This is a genomic window from Polaribacter sp., from assembly GCF_024639685.1.
Taxonomy (GTDB): domain Bacteria; phylum Bacteroidota; class Bacteroidia; order Flavobacteriales; family Flavobacteriaceae; genus Polaribacter.
In genome coordinates, this window is record NZ_JAHEHX010000004.1 from 30,460 (window position 1) to 48,497 (window position 18,038).

Genomic DNA, 18,038 nt, shown 5'->3' on the forward strand with positions numbered 1-18,038 from the left:
TCATGTTTTAGTGTTTTTAATTTATTTAGTGAGCAATTATTTCAATTTCTTTTTAACTGCTACTTCTTTGTATGCTTCTATAACATCACCCTCTTGAATGTCATTATAGTTTTTGATTTGTAAACCACAATCATATCCTTTAGCTACTTCTTTAACATCGTCTTTAAAACGTTTTAATGAAGTTAAAACACCATCATGAACAACAATTCCATCTCTAATAATTCTAATCTGAGAATCTCTAAAGATTTTACCAGAAATTACCATACAACCTGCAATGTTACCCACCTTAGAAATTTTATAAACTTCTCTAATTTCTACATTACCAGTAACCTCTTCTTTCATTTCAGGAGATAACATTCCTTCCATAGCATCTTTAAGGTCATTAATTGCATCATAAATAATAGAGTATGTTCTAATATCTACTTCTTCTCTATCAGCTACAGCTCTTGCATTTCCTTGAGGTCTTACATTAAACCCTACAATAATTGCGTCTGAAGCAGTGGCTAGTAAAACATCGCTTTCTGTAATGGCACCAACACCTTTATGTAAAATATTAACTTGAATTTCTTCTGTAGATAATTTTTGGAAAGAGTTTGTTAACGCTTCTACAGAACCATCTACATCTCCTTTTAAGATGATGTTTAATTCCTTGAAATCTCCAAGAGCAATACGTCTTCCAATTTCGTCTAACGTTAATGTTTTCTGTGTTCTCACAGATTGTTCACGTTGTAATTGAGAACGTTTTGTTGCAATTTGTTTTGCTTCTCTTTCGTCATCAAAAACTAAGAACTTATCACCTGCTTGTGGGGCACCGTCTAAACCTAAAATAGAAATTGGCGTAGAAGGTCCAGCCTTTTTTAATTTTTGACCTTTATCATTAAACATAGCTTTTACCTTACCACTATGCTTACCTGCTAAAATATAATCTCCAACCTCTAAAGTACCTGCTTGAACTAAAATTGTGGTTACATAACCTCTACCTTTATCTAATTGTGCTTCCACAACTGTACCAACTGCATTTTTAGATGGATTTGCTTTTAACTCTAACACCTCTGATTCTAATAATACTTTTTCTAAAAGTTCATCAACTCCTTGTCCTGTTTTTGCAGATATATCTTGAGATTGGATATTTCCTCCCCATTCTTCAATCAACAAATTCATTTTAGATAATTGTGTCTTTACATTATCAGGGTTTGCATTTGGTTTATCAATCTTATTGATTGCAAAAATAATTGGCACACCAGCTGCTTGAGCATGAGAAATAGCTTCTTTTGTTTGTGGCATTACATCATCATCTGCTGCTGCTACAATAATTACTAAATCGGTTACTTGTGCACCTCTGGCACGCATGGCAGTAAATGCTTCGTGACCAGGTGTATCTAAAAATGCAATTTTTTGATCTCCTACCTTTACAGAATACGCTCCAATATGTTGCGTAATTCCTCCACTTTCACCTTCAATTACATTTGCATTTCTAATATAATCTAAAAGAGATGTTTTACCATGATCTACGTGACCCATTACAGTAATGATAGGAGCACGAGTTTCTAAATCTTCTGGTTTATCTTCTACCTCTTCTATAGATTCTTCTACTTCTGCACCAACGAATTCTACTTTGTAATTAAATTCTTCAGCAACAATAACTAATGTCTCAGCGTCTAAACGTTGATTCATTGTAACCATCATCCCTAAAGACATACATGCAGAGATAATGTTTGTTACTGGAACATCCATCATTGTTGCAACCTCACTAACGGTAACAAATTCTGTTACCTTTAAGATTTTGTTGTCTAATTCTTGTGCTTCTAATTCTGCTTCAGATTGTTCTCTTCTTGCATCACGTTTATTTCTTCGGTATTTAGCACCTTTACCTTTAGAAGACTTTCCTTGTAATTTTTCTAAGGTTTCTCTTACTTGTTTTTGGATTTCTGCTTCAGTTGGTTCCTCTTTTTTAATAGGAGTTCTTGTGTTTCCTCGTCCACCTTTAAAACCTGTGTTTCTAGCTCCGGCACTTCTATTTCCTGGGCCTATATTACCTGTTGGTCTTCCAACACCTCCTCCTGCAGGTTTACTTATTCTTTTACGTTTCTTTTTGGCGTCTGCACCAGCTTTGTTTACTTCAGGCTTCTTTTTCTTAGGCTTTTCAAATTGTTTTAAATCAATCTTTTTACCAGTAAAATTAGGCCCATTTAGCTTTTTGTACTCTGTTTTTATTGCTTCTGCATTTTCAGCAGTAACCTCCTCAGAAGAATCCTCAGGTTTATTAGCATCAGACTTTACTTCTGAAAGTTTTACAGGTCTTGAAGCTTTCTCTATTTCAGAGATAGGTTTCTTTTTTATTTCTTTCTTTTCTAATTTAGCAACTTTAGCTTCTTTAACCTCTTCGGGTTGTTCTATAATTTCTTTCTCAACAGGCTTTTCGGATTGCTTTTCAGAAATAGGCTCTTCTACTGAAGATTCTTCCTTTTCAATATTTTTTTTACCGGCTGTCTCTATTTCTATTTTACCAACTGTTTTGAACTCTAGTTTTTCTGCTTTGGCTTTAAGAATTTCTTCTTTTTTATCCTCTTCTGCTTTTTTCTTCTCTAATTTAGCTTCAAGCTCCAAACGAATTGCCTCTTTCTCTTTACGTTTTTCCTCGCCAACTTCTTTAGATGCAGCTTTCTTATTTGCATCTGTTTCAAAGCCATCTTGTAATACTTGATAGATATCAGATGATATTTTAGTGGTTGGTCTTGCTTCTATATCATGACCATTATTCGCTAAATATTCAACAGCTCTATCAAGAGAAATATTTAACTCTCTTAAAACTTTATTAAGCCTCATTGTTTTGCCTACAGACATATAATTCTTTTAACTTTATAATTGTAAAAATATAATTTTTACTTTGTTTTTTAGTATAATTAGTCCTCGAATTCTTCTTTCAAGATTCTTTGAACATCAATTATCGTTTCTTCTTCTAAATCAGTTCTTTTTACTAATTCAGCAACACTAGTCTCTAACACGCTTCTAGCGGTATCTAAACCAATTTTCTTGAATTCTGTAATTACCCAGTCTTCAATTTCATCTATAAATTCAGTTAACTCTACATCTTCTTCTTCTAAACCTTCTCTTTGAACGTCTATTTCGAAGCCAGTTAACTCACTTGCTAATCTAATATTAACTCCACCTCTACCAATTGCTTTAGAAACTTCTTCTGGTTTTAAAAGAACGCTTACACGACCTTTTTTACCGTTCTTTTCTTCTTCATACATTGTAATTTCCATCGACGTAACCTTTGCAGGGCTTAATGCTCTGGATATAAATAACTGTTCATTCTTAGTGTAATTAATAACATCTATGTTCTCATTACCCAATTCTCTAACAATACCATGAATTCTAGATCCTTTAACCCCTACACAAGCTCCAACTGGATCTATTCTATCGTCATAAGAATCTACAGCTACTTTTGCTTTTTCTCCAGGTATTCTTGCTACCCCCTCAACAGTTATTAATCCATCAAATACTTCTGGAATTTCTTGCTCGAATAATTTTGTTAAAAATGTTGGCGATGTTCTTGATAAGATAATGGCAGGTTTATTACCTCTTAGTTCTACAGTTTTTATAACCCCTCTTACATTATCTCCTTTTCTAAAAAAGTCAGAACGAATTTGTTCACTTTTAGGAAGTACAATTTCGTTACCTTCATCGTCTAACAAAATAATTGCATTATGGCGTATATGGTGAACTTCTGCGCTAAATAGATCTCCTTCTAAATCTTTAAATTGTTTAAAGATATTTGTACTATCATGCTCATATATTTTTGAAATCAAATTTTGACGTAAGGCTAAAATTGCTCTTCTTCCTAAATCTATTAATTTCACCTCTTCCGAAACATCTTCTCCAATTTCAAAGTCAGGTTCAATTTTTCTAGCTTCAGAAAGTTCAATTTCCTCATTATCATCTTCAGAAAAACCATCTGCAACAACAACTCTATTCCTCCAAATTTCTAAATCTCCTTTATCTGGATTTATGATAATATCAAAATTATCATCTGAACCAAACTTACGTTTTAAAGCGGCTCTAAAAACTTCTTCTAAAATAGACATTAAAGTTACTCTGTCTATACTTTTATTATCTTTAAACTCTGAAAACGAATCAATTAACGCTATATTTTCCATTACATCTTTACTTAAAATACAATCTTCACTTTTGCTTCTTTAATTTCTTTATATGTTAAAGTTGCCGATTTTTGTACGGTAACTTTTCCTTTACCTATTGGTTTTGGCTCTCTTGTTTTCCAATTTAGCACAATCTTTTCATCATCTGCTTCTACAAGAGTTCCTTCTAATTTATCTTCTGCAGTCTTTACTTTTAATATCCTATTGATATTTTTTACGTACTGCCTTCTTTCTTTTAATGGGTGAGAAATATCTGGAGTTGTCACTTCGAGTGAGAAATCTTCTTCTTCTCTGTCTAAATTATGCTCTACATTTCTACTAATTCTAATGCACTCGCTTAGGGGAACTCCATTATCACCGTCTACTGTTATTTGAATTTTATTATTCTCAGAAATTACAATATCAATTAAAAATAGACTTTCATTTAATGCTAAAGCTTCATCTATTAAATCTTTAATTTTCTGTTGATTCATAAAAACCTTTCTTTTGAGTATAAAAAGAGGGGACTTTAAGTCCCCTCATTTATCAAACATTGCTAAATTCTTTGCAAATATACAAATTGTTTGCAATTAAGCAAATGGAATCTTACTCATTTTAATTACAACAAAAAGGAATTTAGAGTAATCTTTTTTTATAAACTAATTTCTCATCGAATCAGCAAAAGGAATTCTATTTACAATGGACCTTCCCAGGGTAACTTCATCTGCATACTCTAACTCATCACCTACTGAAATTCCGCGAGCTATGGTAGAAGTAGTAATATCATATTTTTCTATTTGTTTGTAAATATAGAAGTTAGTGGTATCACCTTCCATGGTCGAACTTAATGCAAAAATTAACTCTTTTACGGTTCCTTTGTCAACTTTTTCAACTAAAGATTCTATCTGTAAATTTTGAGGTCCTATTCCCTCTATAGGTGAAATTTTACCTCCTAAAACGTGATATAATCCTTTATATTGAGAAGTACTTTCAATTGCCATTACATCTCTGATATCTTCGACAACACAAACTATTTCTGAATTTCGCTTCGAATTATTACAAATATCACAAAATACAGTATCAGATATATTATGACAGTTTTGACAAGATTTTATATCATTTCTTAACTGTAATAATGCTTCGGCTAAGTAATTCGTATTTTCTTTTGGTTGCTTTAACAAATGTAAAACTAAACGCAATGCTGTTCGTTTACCAATCCCTGGTAAACGTGAAACTTCATTTACTGCATTTTCTAAAATTTTTGATGAAAAATCCATATTTGCAAATTTAAATTATTCAAAAGAAAAGAATCAATAAAAAATAAAAAAGACTGTTAAATAATATATATTCGTACTTTTCTAAAGAGTATTACAAAATGCAACCACAATATATTATACTTTTAATTGTTGGATATTTTTCACTTTTAATGACAATATCTTTCTTCACTAGTAAATCTGCCAATAATACAACCTTTTTTAAAGCTAATAATTCATCTCCATGGTATTTAGTTGCCTTTGGAATGATAGGAGCCTCTCTTTCTGGAGTTACATTTATATCTGTACCTGGATGGGTAGAAGCACAAAGCATGAGCTATATGCAAATGGTTTTAGGTTACATTGTTGGGTATGCAATCATCGGACTCATTTTACTACCATTATATTATCATTTAAACTTAACATCAATATACACCTATTTAAAAGATAGGTTTGGAATCTACTCCTATAAAACTGGGGCAAGTTTTTTTCTGCTTTCTAGGGTTATTGGGGCCTCTTTCCGCCTTTTTTTAGTAGCAAATGTCTTACAACTTCTATTGTTTGATGCCTATGGTATCCCTTTTTGGATTACAGTAACCATAACTATTCTACTCATTTGGTTGTATACTTTTAAAGGCGGAATTAAAACAATTGTTTGGACAGATTCTTTACAAACCCTATTTATGTTAATTGCTGTTGGAGTTTGTATTTACACCATTACCAAAGAAATGCAGATTATTAATTTATTTAGCTATATCTCTGAAAACAAACTCTCTAAAACATTCTTTTTTAATGATATAAAATCAGGTGACTATTTTTGGAAAAGATTTTTGGCTGGTGTTTTTGTTGCAATAGTAATGACTGGTTTAGATCAAGATATGATGCAAAAAAATTTAACTTGTAGAAGCTTAAAAGATGCTCAAAAAAACATGTTTTGGTTTACCATTGTATTGGTAATTGTAAATTTCTTTTTCTTAGCTTTAGGGGTTTTATTAACAGATTACGCAATATTGAATGATATTACTGCTCAAAAAGATGAATTATTTCCAATTATTGCTACAAAAAGTACATTAGGTATTACCACAGCTATATTTTTTCTCCTTGGATTAATAGCAGCAGCTTACTCTAGTGCAGATTCTGCTTTAACTTCTTTAACTACTTCATTTAGTATTGACATTCTAGAAATTGACAAGAATAAAAATCAGCAAGAAAAAACAAGAAAAAAAATTCATGTGATTTTCTCCTTTATTATAATTATAACTATCCTAATTTTTAAATATTTTATTGCAGATGCAAGTGTTATTGCAAAAATATTTACGTTTGCCAATTATACCTACGGACCACTTTTAGGGTTATATGCTTTTGGACTTTTTACAAAATTGAATGTTAAAGATAAATGGGTTCCTTTTATTTGTATTTTATCACCTATAATTACGTATTTATCCAATTATTTTTCATTGCTTACATTTAATTTTAACTTTGGTTATGCTTTATTAATTATTAATGGAGCTTTTACATTTATAGGACTCTACATAATAAAAAACAGAAAAAATAATTAGTTTTTAAAAGAAGCTACTAAAGAAAATGATTACGAAAAATCTAAAATAATTTTTAATAGTAATAATTTAAGACTATTAATTTCAAGAGCCGACTTTATCGCTCTTTTTTTTACTTCATTTTTTTGATTTTATTTTTAAATCATTCGTATTTTTACAATATAAATTTAAGTAATGACTAGAGATTTAAGTAATTATAGAAAAACATACAATAAGAAAGAACTTTTAGAAAATAACTGCCCGAAAAACCCAATGGAACTTTTCCAAATTTGGTTTAAAAATGCAGAGGAATCAGATTATATAGAAGAGGCAAATGCTATGTGTATTTCCACTATCGGAAAAGATGGTTTTCCTAAAAGCAGAATTGTGTTATTAAAAGAAATAACCAATGATGGTTTTATTTTTTACACAAACTATACTTCAGAAAAAGGAAGAGCAATAGACGAAAACAATAATATTTGCCTATCATTTTTTTGGCCAGCATTAGAGCAACAAATTATTATTAAAGGAAAAGCAGAAAAGTTATCCGAACAAACATCAGATCTTTACTTTAATTCTAGGCCAAACGGAAGTAAACTTGGTGCATGGGCATCCAATCAAAGTAAAGTTGTTTCTTCTAAAAGAGAACTTGAAGACAATTTAAAACAATTCGAAAAAGAATTTAAAAACAAAGATATTCCAAGACCTAAACATTGGGGAGGCTTTATAACAAAGCCAATATCAATAGAATTTTGGCAAGGTAGACCAAACCGAATGCACGATAGAATAAGGTATGCATTAGAAAAAGATTTTTCTTGGAAATTAGAACGTTTAGCTCCTTAAATTTTTATATTTACAAATCAACAATAACCAAATGAAAACATTATATATCGTTCGTCATGCAAAGTCTTCTTGGGAATATTCAGGGATACATGACATTGATAGGCCTTTAAAAAAAAGAGGGATAAATGATGCATATTTAATGTCTAAAGTTCTAAATAAAATGGTTGATAAACCAGACGTTTTTATTTCTAGTAGCGCAAATAGAGCTCTACATACTGGCATTATTTTTTGTGACAATTTTGGTTTTCCACTTTTTAATTTACAAATAAAAAAACAGCTTTATAGTTTTAGTGATGGATATTTAGTAAAAACTGTTAAAGCTTTAGACGACGGTTTCAACTCTGCTATTATATTTAGTCATGACCATGGCATAAACACCTTTGTAAATGAATTTGGAAATAGACCAATTGCCCATGTACCAACATGTGGTATTATTGGTTTAAAATTTAAAGAAAAACACTGGAAAAATATTCGAAGAGGAGAAACTTTTTTAATTGAATATCCTAAAAACCACAAATAAATCTTGTTAGAAATAAAGAAATATGGTGCTATAGACATTGGATCAAATGCAATTCGTTTATTGATTTCGAATGTTATTGTAAAAGAAGACAAAGAAACGCAATTCAAAAAATCTTCTTTAGTTAGGGTACCTATCCGTTTAGGGGCAGATTCATTCGTTAATGGATTAATAAGTGATTCCAATACAGATAGAATGATTTCTGCAATAAAAGCTTTTAAACTTTTAATGAATGTAAATGGCGTAGAGCGCTACAAAGCTTGTGCTACCTCTGCAATGCGTGAAGCTACAAATGGTGAAACCATAGTAGAAAAAATTGAAGCAGAAACAGGTGTAAAAATAGATATTATTGGAGGTAAAGAAGAAGCAAGTATTATATCATCTACAGATTTAGACGAGTTAATACAAGGTAATAACGCTTATTTGTATGTAGATGTTGGTGGCGGAAGTACTGAATTTACATTATTTTCTGAGGGAAAAATAATTACCTCAAAATCTTTTAAGATGGGAACAGTTCGTTTACTTAACAATAAGAAAGCTATAAATAAAGAAGTTTTTGGAAGCGTTCAGAAATGGATCTACAAAAACACAAAAGATTTAAAAAAAATATCTTTAATCGGTTCTGGAGGAAATATTAATAAACTATTCAAAATGTCTGGTAGAACTGAGGGAAAACCAATTTCTTACATTTATTTAAATGCGCAATATCAATTTTTAAAAAAAATGAGTTATCAAGACAGAATTACTGAACTTGGTTTAAATCCTGATAGAGCTGATGTTATAATTCCTGCAACAAAAATATACCTATCTGCCATGAAATGGAGTGGTGCAAAAAAAATATTTGTCCCTAAAATTGGACTAGCTGACGGGATTATTAAAAGTTTACACTTCAATAAACTTTAAGTACTTCTAACACTATTATTTATATATCTATTTATATCTACAATAAAAAAAATAAAGCATATTAATCTTTATTTGAAATTGAATTTAAAACTAAGGAATTGAATTCCTTTTCTTTATTATTTAAAAATTTTGTTTCTATCTCTAAAAATGAAAGTTGAGGTAATTTATCTTGAAGTCTTACGTAATCTTTTTCTGTGGTTAAAAGAACTTTCTCATTACTACGTAATTTCATAAAAGTAGTGGAAATTTCTTCTAAATCTTTTTTTGAAAAATGGTGGTGATCAGGATATTTTAAGTGGTGAAAATTAATTTTATTTTCTTCTAAATATTCTATTAAAGGATTAGGGTTTGCAATACCTGTAATTAATACAATTTCTTTAGAAATTAATTGATCTATAGAATATGAAAAAGCTCCTTTAGTTAAACTTGCATAAGAGATTGTAGAAAAAAACACAGGCTTCTTAAATTTAGAAAAATTTGCTGTAATTAAATCCTGTTGATTTTTAGTTAAACTTTCAGGACATTTAGTTACTACAATTACGTTTGCTCTGTAGGCTCCTCTAGAGGACTCCCTTAAATTTCCTGTAGGTAGTAAAAAATCATCTGTGAATAAGTCATTATATTTTGTTAAGAGTATTAGAAAACTTCCATTTATTTTTCTATGTTGATAAGCATCATCTAATAGAATTACTTTAGGAGATTCATTCTTTAATAAATTTTGCACGCCTGAAACTCTTTTTTCATTTACGGATACTGATACTGACTTAAATTTTAGGAAATACTGTAAAGGTTCATCACCAACGTCTAAAGACTTATGGTTATTATTTACATTGATATGACCTTTTGTTTTTCTTCCATACCCTCTGCTTAAAATTCCAATCTTATAGGAGTTTTTTAACAACCTAACTAGATATTCAACTTGAGGTGTTTTCCCAGTACCACCAACACTTAAATTACCAACAATTATAATAGGTATTTGAAAAGAGGTCGAACTCAAAATAGTATAATCATATAATAAATTACGACACCAAGTAATTAAACCATACAATAAACTAAAAGGTAACAATAAAAATCTTAGTAATTTCATTAGAGTAAAAATACATTAAAAATGTTAACTTTGAATTTCAATATTTTTAAAATGACTATTAAAAACGTAACAGATTATATCGAAAAACTTGCGCCTTTAAATTATGCTGAATCGTTTGACAATGTTGGTTTATTGGTTGGGAATCCAAATACAAAAATAACAAATGTATTGGTATGTTTAGACACTTTAGAAGAAACTGTAGACGAGGCCATTGCAAAAAAATGTAATTTAATTGTTAGTTTTCATCCTATTATTTTTAATGGTTTAAAAAAAATAACTGGTACTAATTATGTGGAGCGAGTTGTCTTAAAAGCAATAAAAAACAACATTTCAATCTATGCTACACATACAGCACTAGACAACTCAAAAGATGGAGTGTCCTCTAAAATATGTGATGTTTTAGGATTAAAAAACAAAACTGTTTTAATTCCTAAAAAGGGGATTATAAAAAAACTTACAACTTATATCCCAAAAGAACAAGCCTCTTTTGTAAGAGAGGCCCTTTTTAAAGTAAATAAAAATAATCTTGGAAATTACAGTGATGCCTCTTTTAATGTTTTAGGAAAAGGTACTTTTAAAGGAAATGGGAAATCTACTCCAACATATGGAGAAAAAAACAAATTACATACAGAAGAAGAAATAAAACTAACCCTACTTTTTGAAAGTAAAGATGAGTTTACAATATTAAAAACACTCAAAGAAAAGCATCCTTATGAAGAAGTTGCTTATGAAGTAACAACAATAGATAATATTCACCAAGAAATAGGTATGGGGATGATTGGAGAGTTTAAAAAAGAAATGGATGAAAAAAAATTTTTAAATTATCTAAAAAAAACAATGAAAACTAATTGTGTAAGACACTCAGAATTTTTAGGGAAAAACATAAAAAAAGTCGCTGTTTTAGGAGGTGCTGGGAGCTTTGCTATTGATACCGCAAAAAGAGTTGGAGCTGACGCATACATTAGTGCTGATTTTAAATACCATGATTTTTTTAAAGCTGAAAAAAGTATTCTACTAGCCGATATTGGGCATTATGAGAGTGAACAGTTTACAAAAAACCTTTTGGTTGATTATCTTACAAAAAAATTTAGTAATTTTGCAGTCATTTTATCAGAAAAAAGTACAAATCCTATATATTATATATAAACATGGCAAAGAAGAAAGAAGTTTCGGTTGAAGAAAAATTAAGAGCTCTATATGATTTACAATTGATAGACTCAAGAATTGATGAAATTAGAAATGTAAGAGGTGAACTACCTCTAGAAGTTGAAGATTTAGAAGATGAAGTTGCTGGTTTAAACACACGAATCTCTAACTTAGAAAACGATGTTACTAGTCTAGAAACAGACATTAACAATAAGAAAATAGCCATAGACGAGTCTAAGTCGTTAATGAAAAAATACGAGGAGCAACAACAAAAGGTTCGTAACAATAGAGAATTTGATTCTTTATCTAAAGAAATTGAGTTTCAAGATTTAGAAATTCAATTGGCAGAAAAAAGAATTAATGAGTACAAAGCAAAAATTGCTCAAAAAATAGAAGTGATTGACACTACTAAAGAAAAGTTAGCAAAACAAGAAAAACATTTAGGTCATAAAAAATCTGAGTTAGATGCTATCTTAAAAGAGACTGAAAAAGAAGAAACTCTTTTAATAAAAAAATCAAAAGAATTTGGTGAGTCTTTAGACAAACATTTATATTCAGCTTATAATAGAATTAGAACAAAAGTTAAAAATGGTCTTGCAGTAGTTGCTATTGAACGTGGAGCGTCTGGAGGTTCTTATTTTACATTACCACCACAAGTACAACTAGAAATTGCGAATAGAAAGAAAATAACCATTGATGAGCACAGTGGACGTATCTTAGTTGATGCTGCCTTAGCAGAGGAAGAAAAAGAAAAAATGGACAAGTTATTTTCTTAATTTTAATAAGAATTAAAAAAAAACTCGAAGTATATACTTCGAGTTTTTTTTATTAAAAGTCTAACCTCTTTAAATAATCCATTTTCAGTTTCCAAACAGAAATATCTTTTTTGTAACTCTCTACTTGATTTCTAACATTTTTAACCAATGGATTATCTTCTTTTGCATTAGAGAAAAAGCCTAAATTATTTTCTAGTTGTTGAATTTCTTTTTGAATTTCATCAATCTTTTTTCTTATAAACTGTTGCTCAGAAACAAGTTTGTTCGTATCATTATCTAAAACATAAGAGTCTATTAAGTTTGTAAATTTTAACATTAAAACATCTGCTTTATCTAAAGACAGGTTTTCTAACATTTTATCTACTTCACCATTAAATTTATCTTTAAATTCTTTAGCATTTTTAGGTAAACTCCCTAATTTTCTCCAAGCATCTATAATATCTAATACTTCTTCTTTAGAAGAAGGTTTTGATTCTTTTAACTTTGTTAAAAATTCTTTTTTAGCTTCAACTACTTTGTTTTGTTCTATAGAAACTGAATTCTTTTCTTTTGTTAACCTGTCAAAATAATGATTACAAGCCCCTTTAAACTTTTTCCAAATATCGTCTGAAAATTTTCTAGGAACATGGCCTATTTTTTTCCAATCAGCTTGTATTTTTTTATAGGTATTTGTTGTAGATTTCCAGTCCTCGCTGTCTTTAAAAGATTCTGCTATTTCTATTAAGGCTAACTTTTTCTGCAGGTTTTCTTGCTGTTCGTTCTTCTCTTTTTTGTAAAATGTGTTTTTTGAGGTATTAAATTTCTTAGTAGCTATTTTAAATTTCTGCCAAACCTCTTCACTTTTATTGAAAGGCAATTTACCAGCGTTAAAATATTCTTGCCTAAGTTTTTCTATTTCAGTAATACTTTTTTTCCAGTCATTGTGCGATTTATTTTTTGAGGTATCATATGACTCAATCAATGCTATTACTTCAAGTTTTTTATCTATGATTTGTTGAAACTTAGAACGCATTTCTTTAAAATGCTCATGTCTCTTATCATGGATTTTTTTTGTAGCATCACTAAACTTTTGCCAAACCTCCTCTCTCATTTCCTTAGCTACAGGGCCAATATCTTCTTTCCAATTTTTATGTAATTCTTGCAACTCTTTAGATGCATAATTTACATCTGGTTCATTAACAAGTGCCTCTGCTTTTTGTATTATTTTTAATTTCTCCTCTAAATTATATTTAAAATCTAAGTCTCGTAAATCGTTACTTAAGTTTAAGAGGTCATAGAAACGCTCTACATGATGGTGATAAATTTTCCATGTATCATTATAATGAGATTTTGGAACAGGACCTATAGCTCTCCATTTTTCTTGGATTTCTTTAAAGTCTTTATACATTGTTTTAGCATCTGCTTCATCTATTAAAACTTTTAAACTTGTTATAACTTCATTTCTTTTGTCTAAATTTTGATTTAATTTAGCATCAATTTCCTTATAGTAAGCATCCCTCCTTTTCTTGTAATCAAACAATAAATCATTATAAGTAACTTTAACTGAGCTTGTAAAATTAAAATCGATGGTATTACCCCCTGATGCCAAAAATTCAGCTTTTTTTTCTGCTAATAGCGTACCGAATTTTTTATTAAACTCACTTTTGATACGTTCTACAGTATCTTTAATTTTTTGTATCGGTTTATTATCTAAGACCTCTTTTAGGCTTACTACTAATTGCTCTAAATTTTTATTTGAAAAATCTTCTATTTCTGCATCTTTTTCTTTTCCTGTCTCATCAAGTTTCTCAGGTATTTCAACTTCATTAACTAAATTTTCTTGTGTAAGAATATCTTTAGTAGTTGTATTTTCCTTCTTTTCTGTTTGTAAACTAGGTTTTTCAGAGCTGTGTAACTCTTTATCCTTTGGCTTTTCGTCTTTATTATCTAACATATCTACAATGTTTAAGGTCTAATATAATAGTATGATTATATTGTCTTTAAAAATAAGGACATCTTACATAAATAACAAGTTTTATTAATAGCTAAAATTTATACTAAAATTAAGAGTTCCAAATCCTCCAAGATTCCTCTGCCTGTAGTTCTAACATTTCATAACCATTCTTAATTGACGCTCCTTTTTGCCTACCATTTGCCAAAAATTTAGAAACCTGTGGATTGTAAATTAAATCGTAAAGTAGGTGATTAGGTGTTATGAATTGGTAAGGAATATTTGGACAGTTGTTAACGTGTGGCGAGGTCCCTAAAGGTGTTGAATTTACAATTAAAGTATAATCTTCTATAATTTCTCGCGATAAATCAGCATATGATATTTGTTTTTTCCCTTCAGGATTCCTTGACACAAACTTGTATTTAATATCATTACGCTTTAATGCATAAGCAATGGCTTTAGAAGCACCACCAGTTCCTAAAATTAATGCTTTTTTGTGGTGTTTGTTTAATAACGGTGTAATTGATTTTTCAAAACCAACAACATCTGAATTGTATCCTTTTAAATTTCCTCTTCTGGTAATTTTAATGGTATTGACAGCTCCTATTTCTTTGGCTGTTTTATCTATCTTATCTAAATAAGGAATTACTGCTTCTTTATAAGGAATAGTAACATTTATCCCTAAAACTGATTCATTATCTTCTAAAATACTTGGAAAATCTTCGATTTTAGGTAAATCAAAATTAACATAATTGTGATTATCTAAATTCAGTTGCTTAAACTTTTCACTAAAATAACCTCTTGAAAATGAGTAAGAAATATCTTTACCCAATAAACCGAACAATCTACTTTTTTCTTTTTTTTCCATAATAATCTATACTAAGTATTAATGCTATACCAATTAAGATAAAGAAAATTGCTGCCCATGTTTCTGTTTTAAATAACTCTGGTATAAAACGCTCAAAATTCTCTACAATCTTGTTACCTTCTTTATCTAGTAATACTTGTCCCTTATTTTCAACATATATTTTTTCTTTCCAAGGCCAAACAATACCCAAAGATCCTGTTATAAAACCAATAATAACAGCATTTACAATCTTGTTATATTTCTTTAAAACATACCCCAAAATATGAGAAATAGAAACTAAACCAAAAGCTGAACCAGCTGTAAAAACTGCAATAATTTTTAAATATCTTATTTTTATAGCATCAGATAATACCTCAAAATTACCTGTAAATAAATTAGTTAATACATTTAAAAGTACATTTACAGAATCTACTAATAATAGAACATAATTACCTAATAATATAAGTATAAAAGAGCCTGATAGACCAGGTAATGTCATACCAGAAACACCAATAATTCCGCATAAAAAAACAAACCATAAATTATCATTTTCTTTAGCTGGTTTTAAAAAGCTAATGGCTAAACCTAAGGTAACTCCTGCAATTAAAGATATAAAACTGGTTCTGTTCCACTTCTCAAAATCTTTACCAATGTAATATATAGAGCCGATTATCATCCCAAAAAACCAACTCCAAACATACAACCCGTAATGCTTTAAAAAATAGTCTAGAATTAGAGAAATACTAAAGTAACTAAAGATACTTCCTCCCATGATTAGCCCAATAAATTGAGCATTTGTATATTGAATAAAACTTTTAAAATTCCCTGAGACTAAAAGTTTTAAGGCTTTTAAATTTATCTTTTGAAATGAGTAAATTAAACTTTCATAAAATCCAAGCACATAAGAAACTGTTCCTCCAGAAACACCTGGAACTTTGTTAGCAGCACCCATTGCTAAACCTTTCAGGAATAGTTTAACACTCTTTAGAAAAGATCTTTCTTGTTGCATTTATTTTTTTTGTACAGCTATCCTTTCCATTCCTAAAATTAAAAGAAAACCCACTAGAGCTAATAGACTTGCGAATAGTAATTGAGTATCTCCATCAAAATTAGAAGGCAATACACTTTGTTGATTAAAAGGTACTTCTTCTCCATGTGAATTTGTTCTCCAAGTAATTGTTTCTTTCCAAGGCCAAATTTTATTTAAAGAACCAATAATAAATCCTGTAAGGACAGCAAGTGTGTACTCTTTATAATTTTTAAATAACCATTTTAGTACTTTTGAAAATGACAATAAACCAATGATTGCTCCTAAACCAACAACTGCTATCGTTTTTAGATCTTTTTCACTAACCGCTAATAAAATAGGCTTGTAAGCACCTAAAAGCACCAAGATAAATGCACCGGAAATGCCTGGTAAAATCATAGCACATATAGCTAATGCCCCTGAAATAAACATGAATAAAAGTGATGAATTCTCACTTACTAAAGGGTTTAGAGTTGTTATGTGATATGCTGTAAAAGCACCAATTATTAGCACTAAAACAGCTATAAAGTTCCATTTTTTTATTTGTTTGGCAATATAAATAATACTTGCCAAAACCAATCCAAAGAAAAAAGACCAAAGCAAAATAGGTTCATTTTCTAACAAATACTTAATGGCTTTAGCCAAAGAAATTAGGCTAATGAATATTCCAGAAAATAAGGCCAATAAAAAATTACCATTTAATTTTTTCCAAGCAGATTTAAAGCCCTTATTCCTTAAAGTTTTAAATAAATCAACATTTATATTACTAATTGAATTTAAAAGCTCTTCGTAAATACCAGATATAAACGCGATTGTACCTCCAGAAACCCCTGGCACAACGTCTGCCGCCCCCATTGCAATTCCTTTAAGACCTATACTTATGTAGTCTTTAATTTTTCTGCTCATTTAATATAAATTTCTTTTTAAACGAATATAAATTATTTTTATAAATTATCTATTTACAAACAAAAATATACATTGTAATATTGCTTTATCAAGAAAATAAAGAAAAACTTAAATTCTATGAAACATATATCTTTAGAAAAATTTAATTTTTAATATCTTTATATTAAAATTAGAGAAGTCTTTAATTTTATTCTCAGAAATATTCATATAAAATCAATTAAATAAAAAGATTATGAAAAAAATAAGTCTATTAGTATTACTTTTTGCAATTGCAATCTCTTGTAAAAAAGGTAAAGAAACTACTAAGTTAAATGACGAAACTAAGCAAATTACTGAAATAACCATCGAAAAATTAACTGACTCTCCTTCTTACACAGAAGCAGTTTTACAATTAAAAAAACCTAGTAACACAAAAAACATAAAAAATGGAGCAGTAGATTTTCAGTTTGAAGTAGCCAATTATGAATTAGGTGCACAAACTGATAGCCCTAATGCAACTATTTTAGCTAATTCTGGAAAAGGGCAACATATTCATTTTATTCTAAATAACCAACCTTACTCCGCACATTATACCCCTAATTTCACTAAAGAGCTACCAAGTGGGACACATCATTTAGTTGCATTCTTGAGTCGTTCTTACCACGAATCTGTTAAAAACAAAAATTCTGTAGTTTTTAAGAAGTTTGAAGTTGGTGAGAATCCAAAAGATACTATTGGCATAGATGTTAGTGCTCCAACATTAATATATAGTAGACCAAAAGGAACTTATAAAGGTAAAGACACAAATGCTTTATTACTCGATTTTTTTGTTTTAAACACTTCACTTTCTGAAAACGGAAATAAAGTAAAAGCAACGATTAATGGAAAGGAATTTATTATTACAGAATGGGTACCTCAGGTTGTTAAAGGATTACCAAAAGGAGAAATTACCATAGAATTAGAACTTATAGATGCAGATGGCAATTTTATTGATGGTCCTTTTAATAAAGTAAAAAGGACAGTAACTTTAGAGGATTAAAAACCTTAGCAAAAAAAAGTTACCTGCAGCTGAAGTAATTTTTTTTCAGAATAGAATACAGAAAAAAGCCACTATTTATAGTGGCTTTTTTTTTAAAAAAACACTTTTCTA

The 18,038-nt window shown here is 29.5% G+C and carries 16 protein-coding genes; 7 read left to right on the forward strand and 9 right to left on the reverse strand.

Annotation, left to right across the window (positions count from 1 at the left end; translation table 11 throughout):
- Positions 1-36: 36 nt before the first annotated feature.
- From infB to recR, 4 genes are all read right to left on the reverse strand, one after another.
- Positions 37-2,844, reverse strand: coding sequence for a translation initiation factor IF-2 (gene infB, locus Q0L44_RS03860; protein WP_296635533.1), 2,808 nt, complete (start codon positions 2,842-2,844; stop codon positions 37-39).
- A gap of 59 nt (positions 2,845-2,903) precedes the next feature.
- Entirely contained in the window at positions 2,904-4,160 is a 1,257-nt protein-coding gene (gene nusA / locus Q0L44_RS03865) for a transcription termination factor NusA (RefSeq protein ID WP_296635535.1), read from the reverse strand.
- An 11-nt stretch (positions 4,161-4,171) separates the two neighbouring features.
- The gene (gene rimP / locus Q0L44_RS03870; RefSeq protein WP_296635537.1) at positions 4,172-4,633 is read right to left on the reverse strand and encodes a ribosome assembly cofactor RimP; all 462 of its coding nucleotides are present in this window, start codon (positions 4,631-4,633) and stop codon (positions 4,172-4,174) included.
- Between the two features lie 165 nt (positions 4,634-4,798).
- On the reverse strand, positions 4,799-5,416 hold the full coding sequence (gene recR / locus Q0L44_RS03875) for a recombination mediator RecR (RefSeq protein WP_296635540.1): 618 nt from the start codon (positions 5,414-5,416) through the stop codon (positions 4,799-4,801).
- A gap of 98 nt (positions 5,417-5,514) precedes the next feature.
- Between recR and Q0L44_RS03880 the strand changes: the two genes are divergently transcribed.
- The 4 genes from Q0L44_RS03880 (at position 5,515) to Q0L44_RS03895 (ending at position 9,190) form a co-directional block, all read left to right on the forward strand.
- A complete protein-coding gene (locus Q0L44_RS03880) occupies positions 5,515-6,951 on the forward strand; it encodes a sodium:solute symporter (RefSeq protein ID WP_296635541.1) in 1,437 nt (478 codons plus the stop codon).
- A 171-nt stretch (positions 6,952-7,122) separates the two neighbouring features.
- Positions 7,123-7,770, forward strand: a complete 648-nt coding sequence (gene pdxH, locus Q0L44_RS03885) for a pyridoxamine 5'-phosphate oxidase (protein ID WP_296635544.1) — start codon at positions 7,123-7,125, stop codon at positions 7,768-7,770.
- 31 nt (positions 7,771-7,801) lie between these two features.
- Complete coding sequence (locus Q0L44_RS03890) at positions 7,802-8,290, forward strand: histidine phosphatase family protein (protein ID WP_296635546.1); 489 nt, start codon at positions 7,802-7,804, stop codon at positions 8,288-8,290.
- Between the two features lie 3 nt (positions 8,291-8,293).
- Positions 8,294-9,190 (forward strand): exopolyphosphatase, encoded by an 897-nt coding sequence (locus tag Q0L44_RS03895; protein ID WP_296635549.1) that lies wholly within the window; start codon positions 8,294-8,296, stop codon positions 9,188-9,190.
- A gap of 61 nt (positions 9,191-9,251) precedes the next feature.
- On the opposite strand, the gene lpxK is transcribed toward Q0L44_RS03895, so the two are convergent.
- Entirely contained in the window at positions 9,252-10,277 is a 1,026-nt protein-coding gene (gene lpxK, locus Q0L44_RS03900; protein WP_296635552.1) for a tetraacyldisaccharide 4'-kinase, read from the reverse strand.
- A 51-nt stretch (positions 10,278-10,328) separates the two neighbouring features.
- Here lpxK and Q0L44_RS03905 point away from each other — a divergent pair, with 51 nt between their 5' ends.
- Positions 10,329-11,423 carry a Nif3-like dinuclear metal center hexameric protein gene (locus tag Q0L44_RS03905; protein WP_296635617.1) on the forward strand — a complete coding sequence of 365 codons (1,095 nt, stop codon included), beginning with the start codon at positions 10,329-10,331 and terminating at the stop codon, positions 11,421-11,423.
- Positions 11,424-11,425: 2 nt separating this feature from the next.
- The gene (locus tag Q0L44_RS03910) at positions 11,426-12,199 is read left to right on the forward strand and encodes a hypothetical protein (RefSeq protein WP_296635554.1); all 774 of its coding nucleotides are present in this window, start codon (positions 11,426-11,428) and stop codon (positions 12,197-12,199) included.
- A gap of 52 nt (positions 12,200-12,251) precedes the next feature.
- On the opposite strand, the gene Q0L44_RS03915 is transcribed toward Q0L44_RS03910, so the two are convergent.
- From Q0L44_RS03915 to Q0L44_RS03930, 4 genes are all read right to left on the reverse strand, one after another.
- Entirely contained in the window at positions 12,252-14,132 is a 1,881-nt protein-coding gene (locus Q0L44_RS03915) for a DUF349 domain-containing protein (RefSeq protein ID WP_296635556.1), read from the reverse strand.
- 109 nt (positions 14,133-14,241) lie between these two features.
- On the reverse strand, positions 14,242-14,997 hold the full coding sequence (locus Q0L44_RS03920) for a shikimate dehydrogenase (RefSeq protein WP_296635558.1): 756 nt from the start codon (positions 14,995-14,997) through the stop codon (positions 14,242-14,244).
- A complete protein-coding gene (locus tag Q0L44_RS03925) occupies positions 14,975-15,985 on the reverse strand; it encodes a DUF368 domain-containing protein (RefSeq protein WP_296635561.1) in 1,011 nt (336 codons plus the stop codon). The genes Q0L44_RS03920 and Q0L44_RS03925 overlap by 23 nt, the downstream gene beginning before the upstream one ends.
- Positions 15,986-16,909: a DUF368 domain-containing protein gene (locus tag Q0L44_RS03930; protein WP_296635562.1), complete on the reverse strand. Its 924-nt coding sequence runs from the start codon at positions 16,907-16,909 to the stop codon at positions 15,986-15,988. It abuts the gene before it with no gap.
- A 232-nt stretch (positions 16,910-17,141) separates the two neighbouring features.
- On the opposite strand from Q0L44_RS03930, the gene Q0L44_RS03935 reads away from it, so the two are divergent.
- The gene (locus tag Q0L44_RS03935; protein WP_296635565.1) at positions 17,142-17,927 is read left to right on the forward strand and encodes a hypothetical protein; all 786 of its coding nucleotides are present in this window, start codon (positions 17,142-17,144) and stop codon (positions 17,925-17,927) included.
- Positions 17,928-18,038 lie beyond the last annotated feature (111 nt).

What these genes read in the sequence shown, in the direction of transcription:
- infB (WP_296635533.1), bottom strand. Translation starts at nt 2,844, where the DNA reads ATGTCTGTAGGCAAAACAATGAGGCTTAATAAAGTTTTAAGAGAGTTA.
- nusA (WP_296635535.1), bottom strand. Translation starts at nt 4,160, where the DNA reads ATGGAAAATATAGCGTTAATTGATTCGTTTTCAGAGTTTAAAGATAAT.
- rimP (WP_296635537.1), bottom strand. Translation starts at nt 4,633, where the DNA reads ATGAATCAACAGAAAATTAAAGATTTAATAGATGAAGCTTTAGCATTA.
- recR (WP_296635540.1), bottom strand. Translation starts at nt 5,416, where the DNA reads ATGGATTTTTCATCAAAAATTTTAGAAAATGCAGTAAATGAAGTTTCA.
- Q0L44_RS03880 (WP_296635541.1), top strand. Translation starts at nt 5,515, where the DNA reads ATGCAACCACAATATATTATACTTTTAATTGTTGGATATTTTTCACTT.
- pdxH (WP_296635544.1), top strand. Translation starts at nt 7,123, where the DNA reads ATGACTAGAGATTTAAGTAATTATAGAAAAACATACAATAAGAAAGAA.
- Q0L44_RS03890 (WP_296635546.1), top strand. Translation starts at nt 7,802, where the DNA reads ATGAAAACATTATATATCGTTCGTCATGCAAAGTCTTCTTGGGAATAT.
- lpxK (WP_296635552.1), bottom strand. Translation starts at nt 10,277, where the DNA reads ATGAAATTACTAAGATTTTTATTGTTACCTTTTAGTTTATTGTATGGT.
- Q0L44_RS03905 (WP_296635617.1), top strand. Translation starts at nt 10,329, where the DNA reads ATGACTATTAAAAACGTAACAGATTATATCGAAAAACTTGCGCCTTTA.
- Q0L44_RS03910 (WP_296635554.1), top strand. Translation starts at nt 11,426, where the DNA reads ATGGCAAAGAAGAAAGAAGTTTCGGTTGAAGAAAAATTAAGAGCTCTA.
- Q0L44_RS03915 (WP_296635556.1), bottom strand. Translation starts at nt 14,132, where the DNA reads ATGTTAGATAATAAAGACGAAAAGCCAAAGGATAAAGAGTTACACAGC.
- Q0L44_RS03920 (WP_296635558.1), bottom strand. Translation starts at nt 14,997, where the DNA reads ATGGAAAAAAAAGAAAAAAGTAGATTGTTCGGTTTATTGGGTAAAGAT.
- Q0L44_RS03925 (WP_296635561.1), bottom strand. Translation starts at nt 15,985, where the DNA reads ATGCAACAAGAAAGATCTTTTCTAAAGAGTGTTAAACTATTCCTGAAA.
- Q0L44_RS03930 (WP_296635562.1), bottom strand. Translation starts at nt 16,909, where the DNA reads ATGAGCAGAAAAATTAAAGACTACATAAGTATAGGTCTTAAAGGAATT.
- Q0L44_RS03935 (WP_296635565.1), top strand. Translation starts at nt 17,142, where the DNA reads ATGAAAAAAATAAGTCTATTAGTATTACTTTTTGCAATTGCAATCTCT.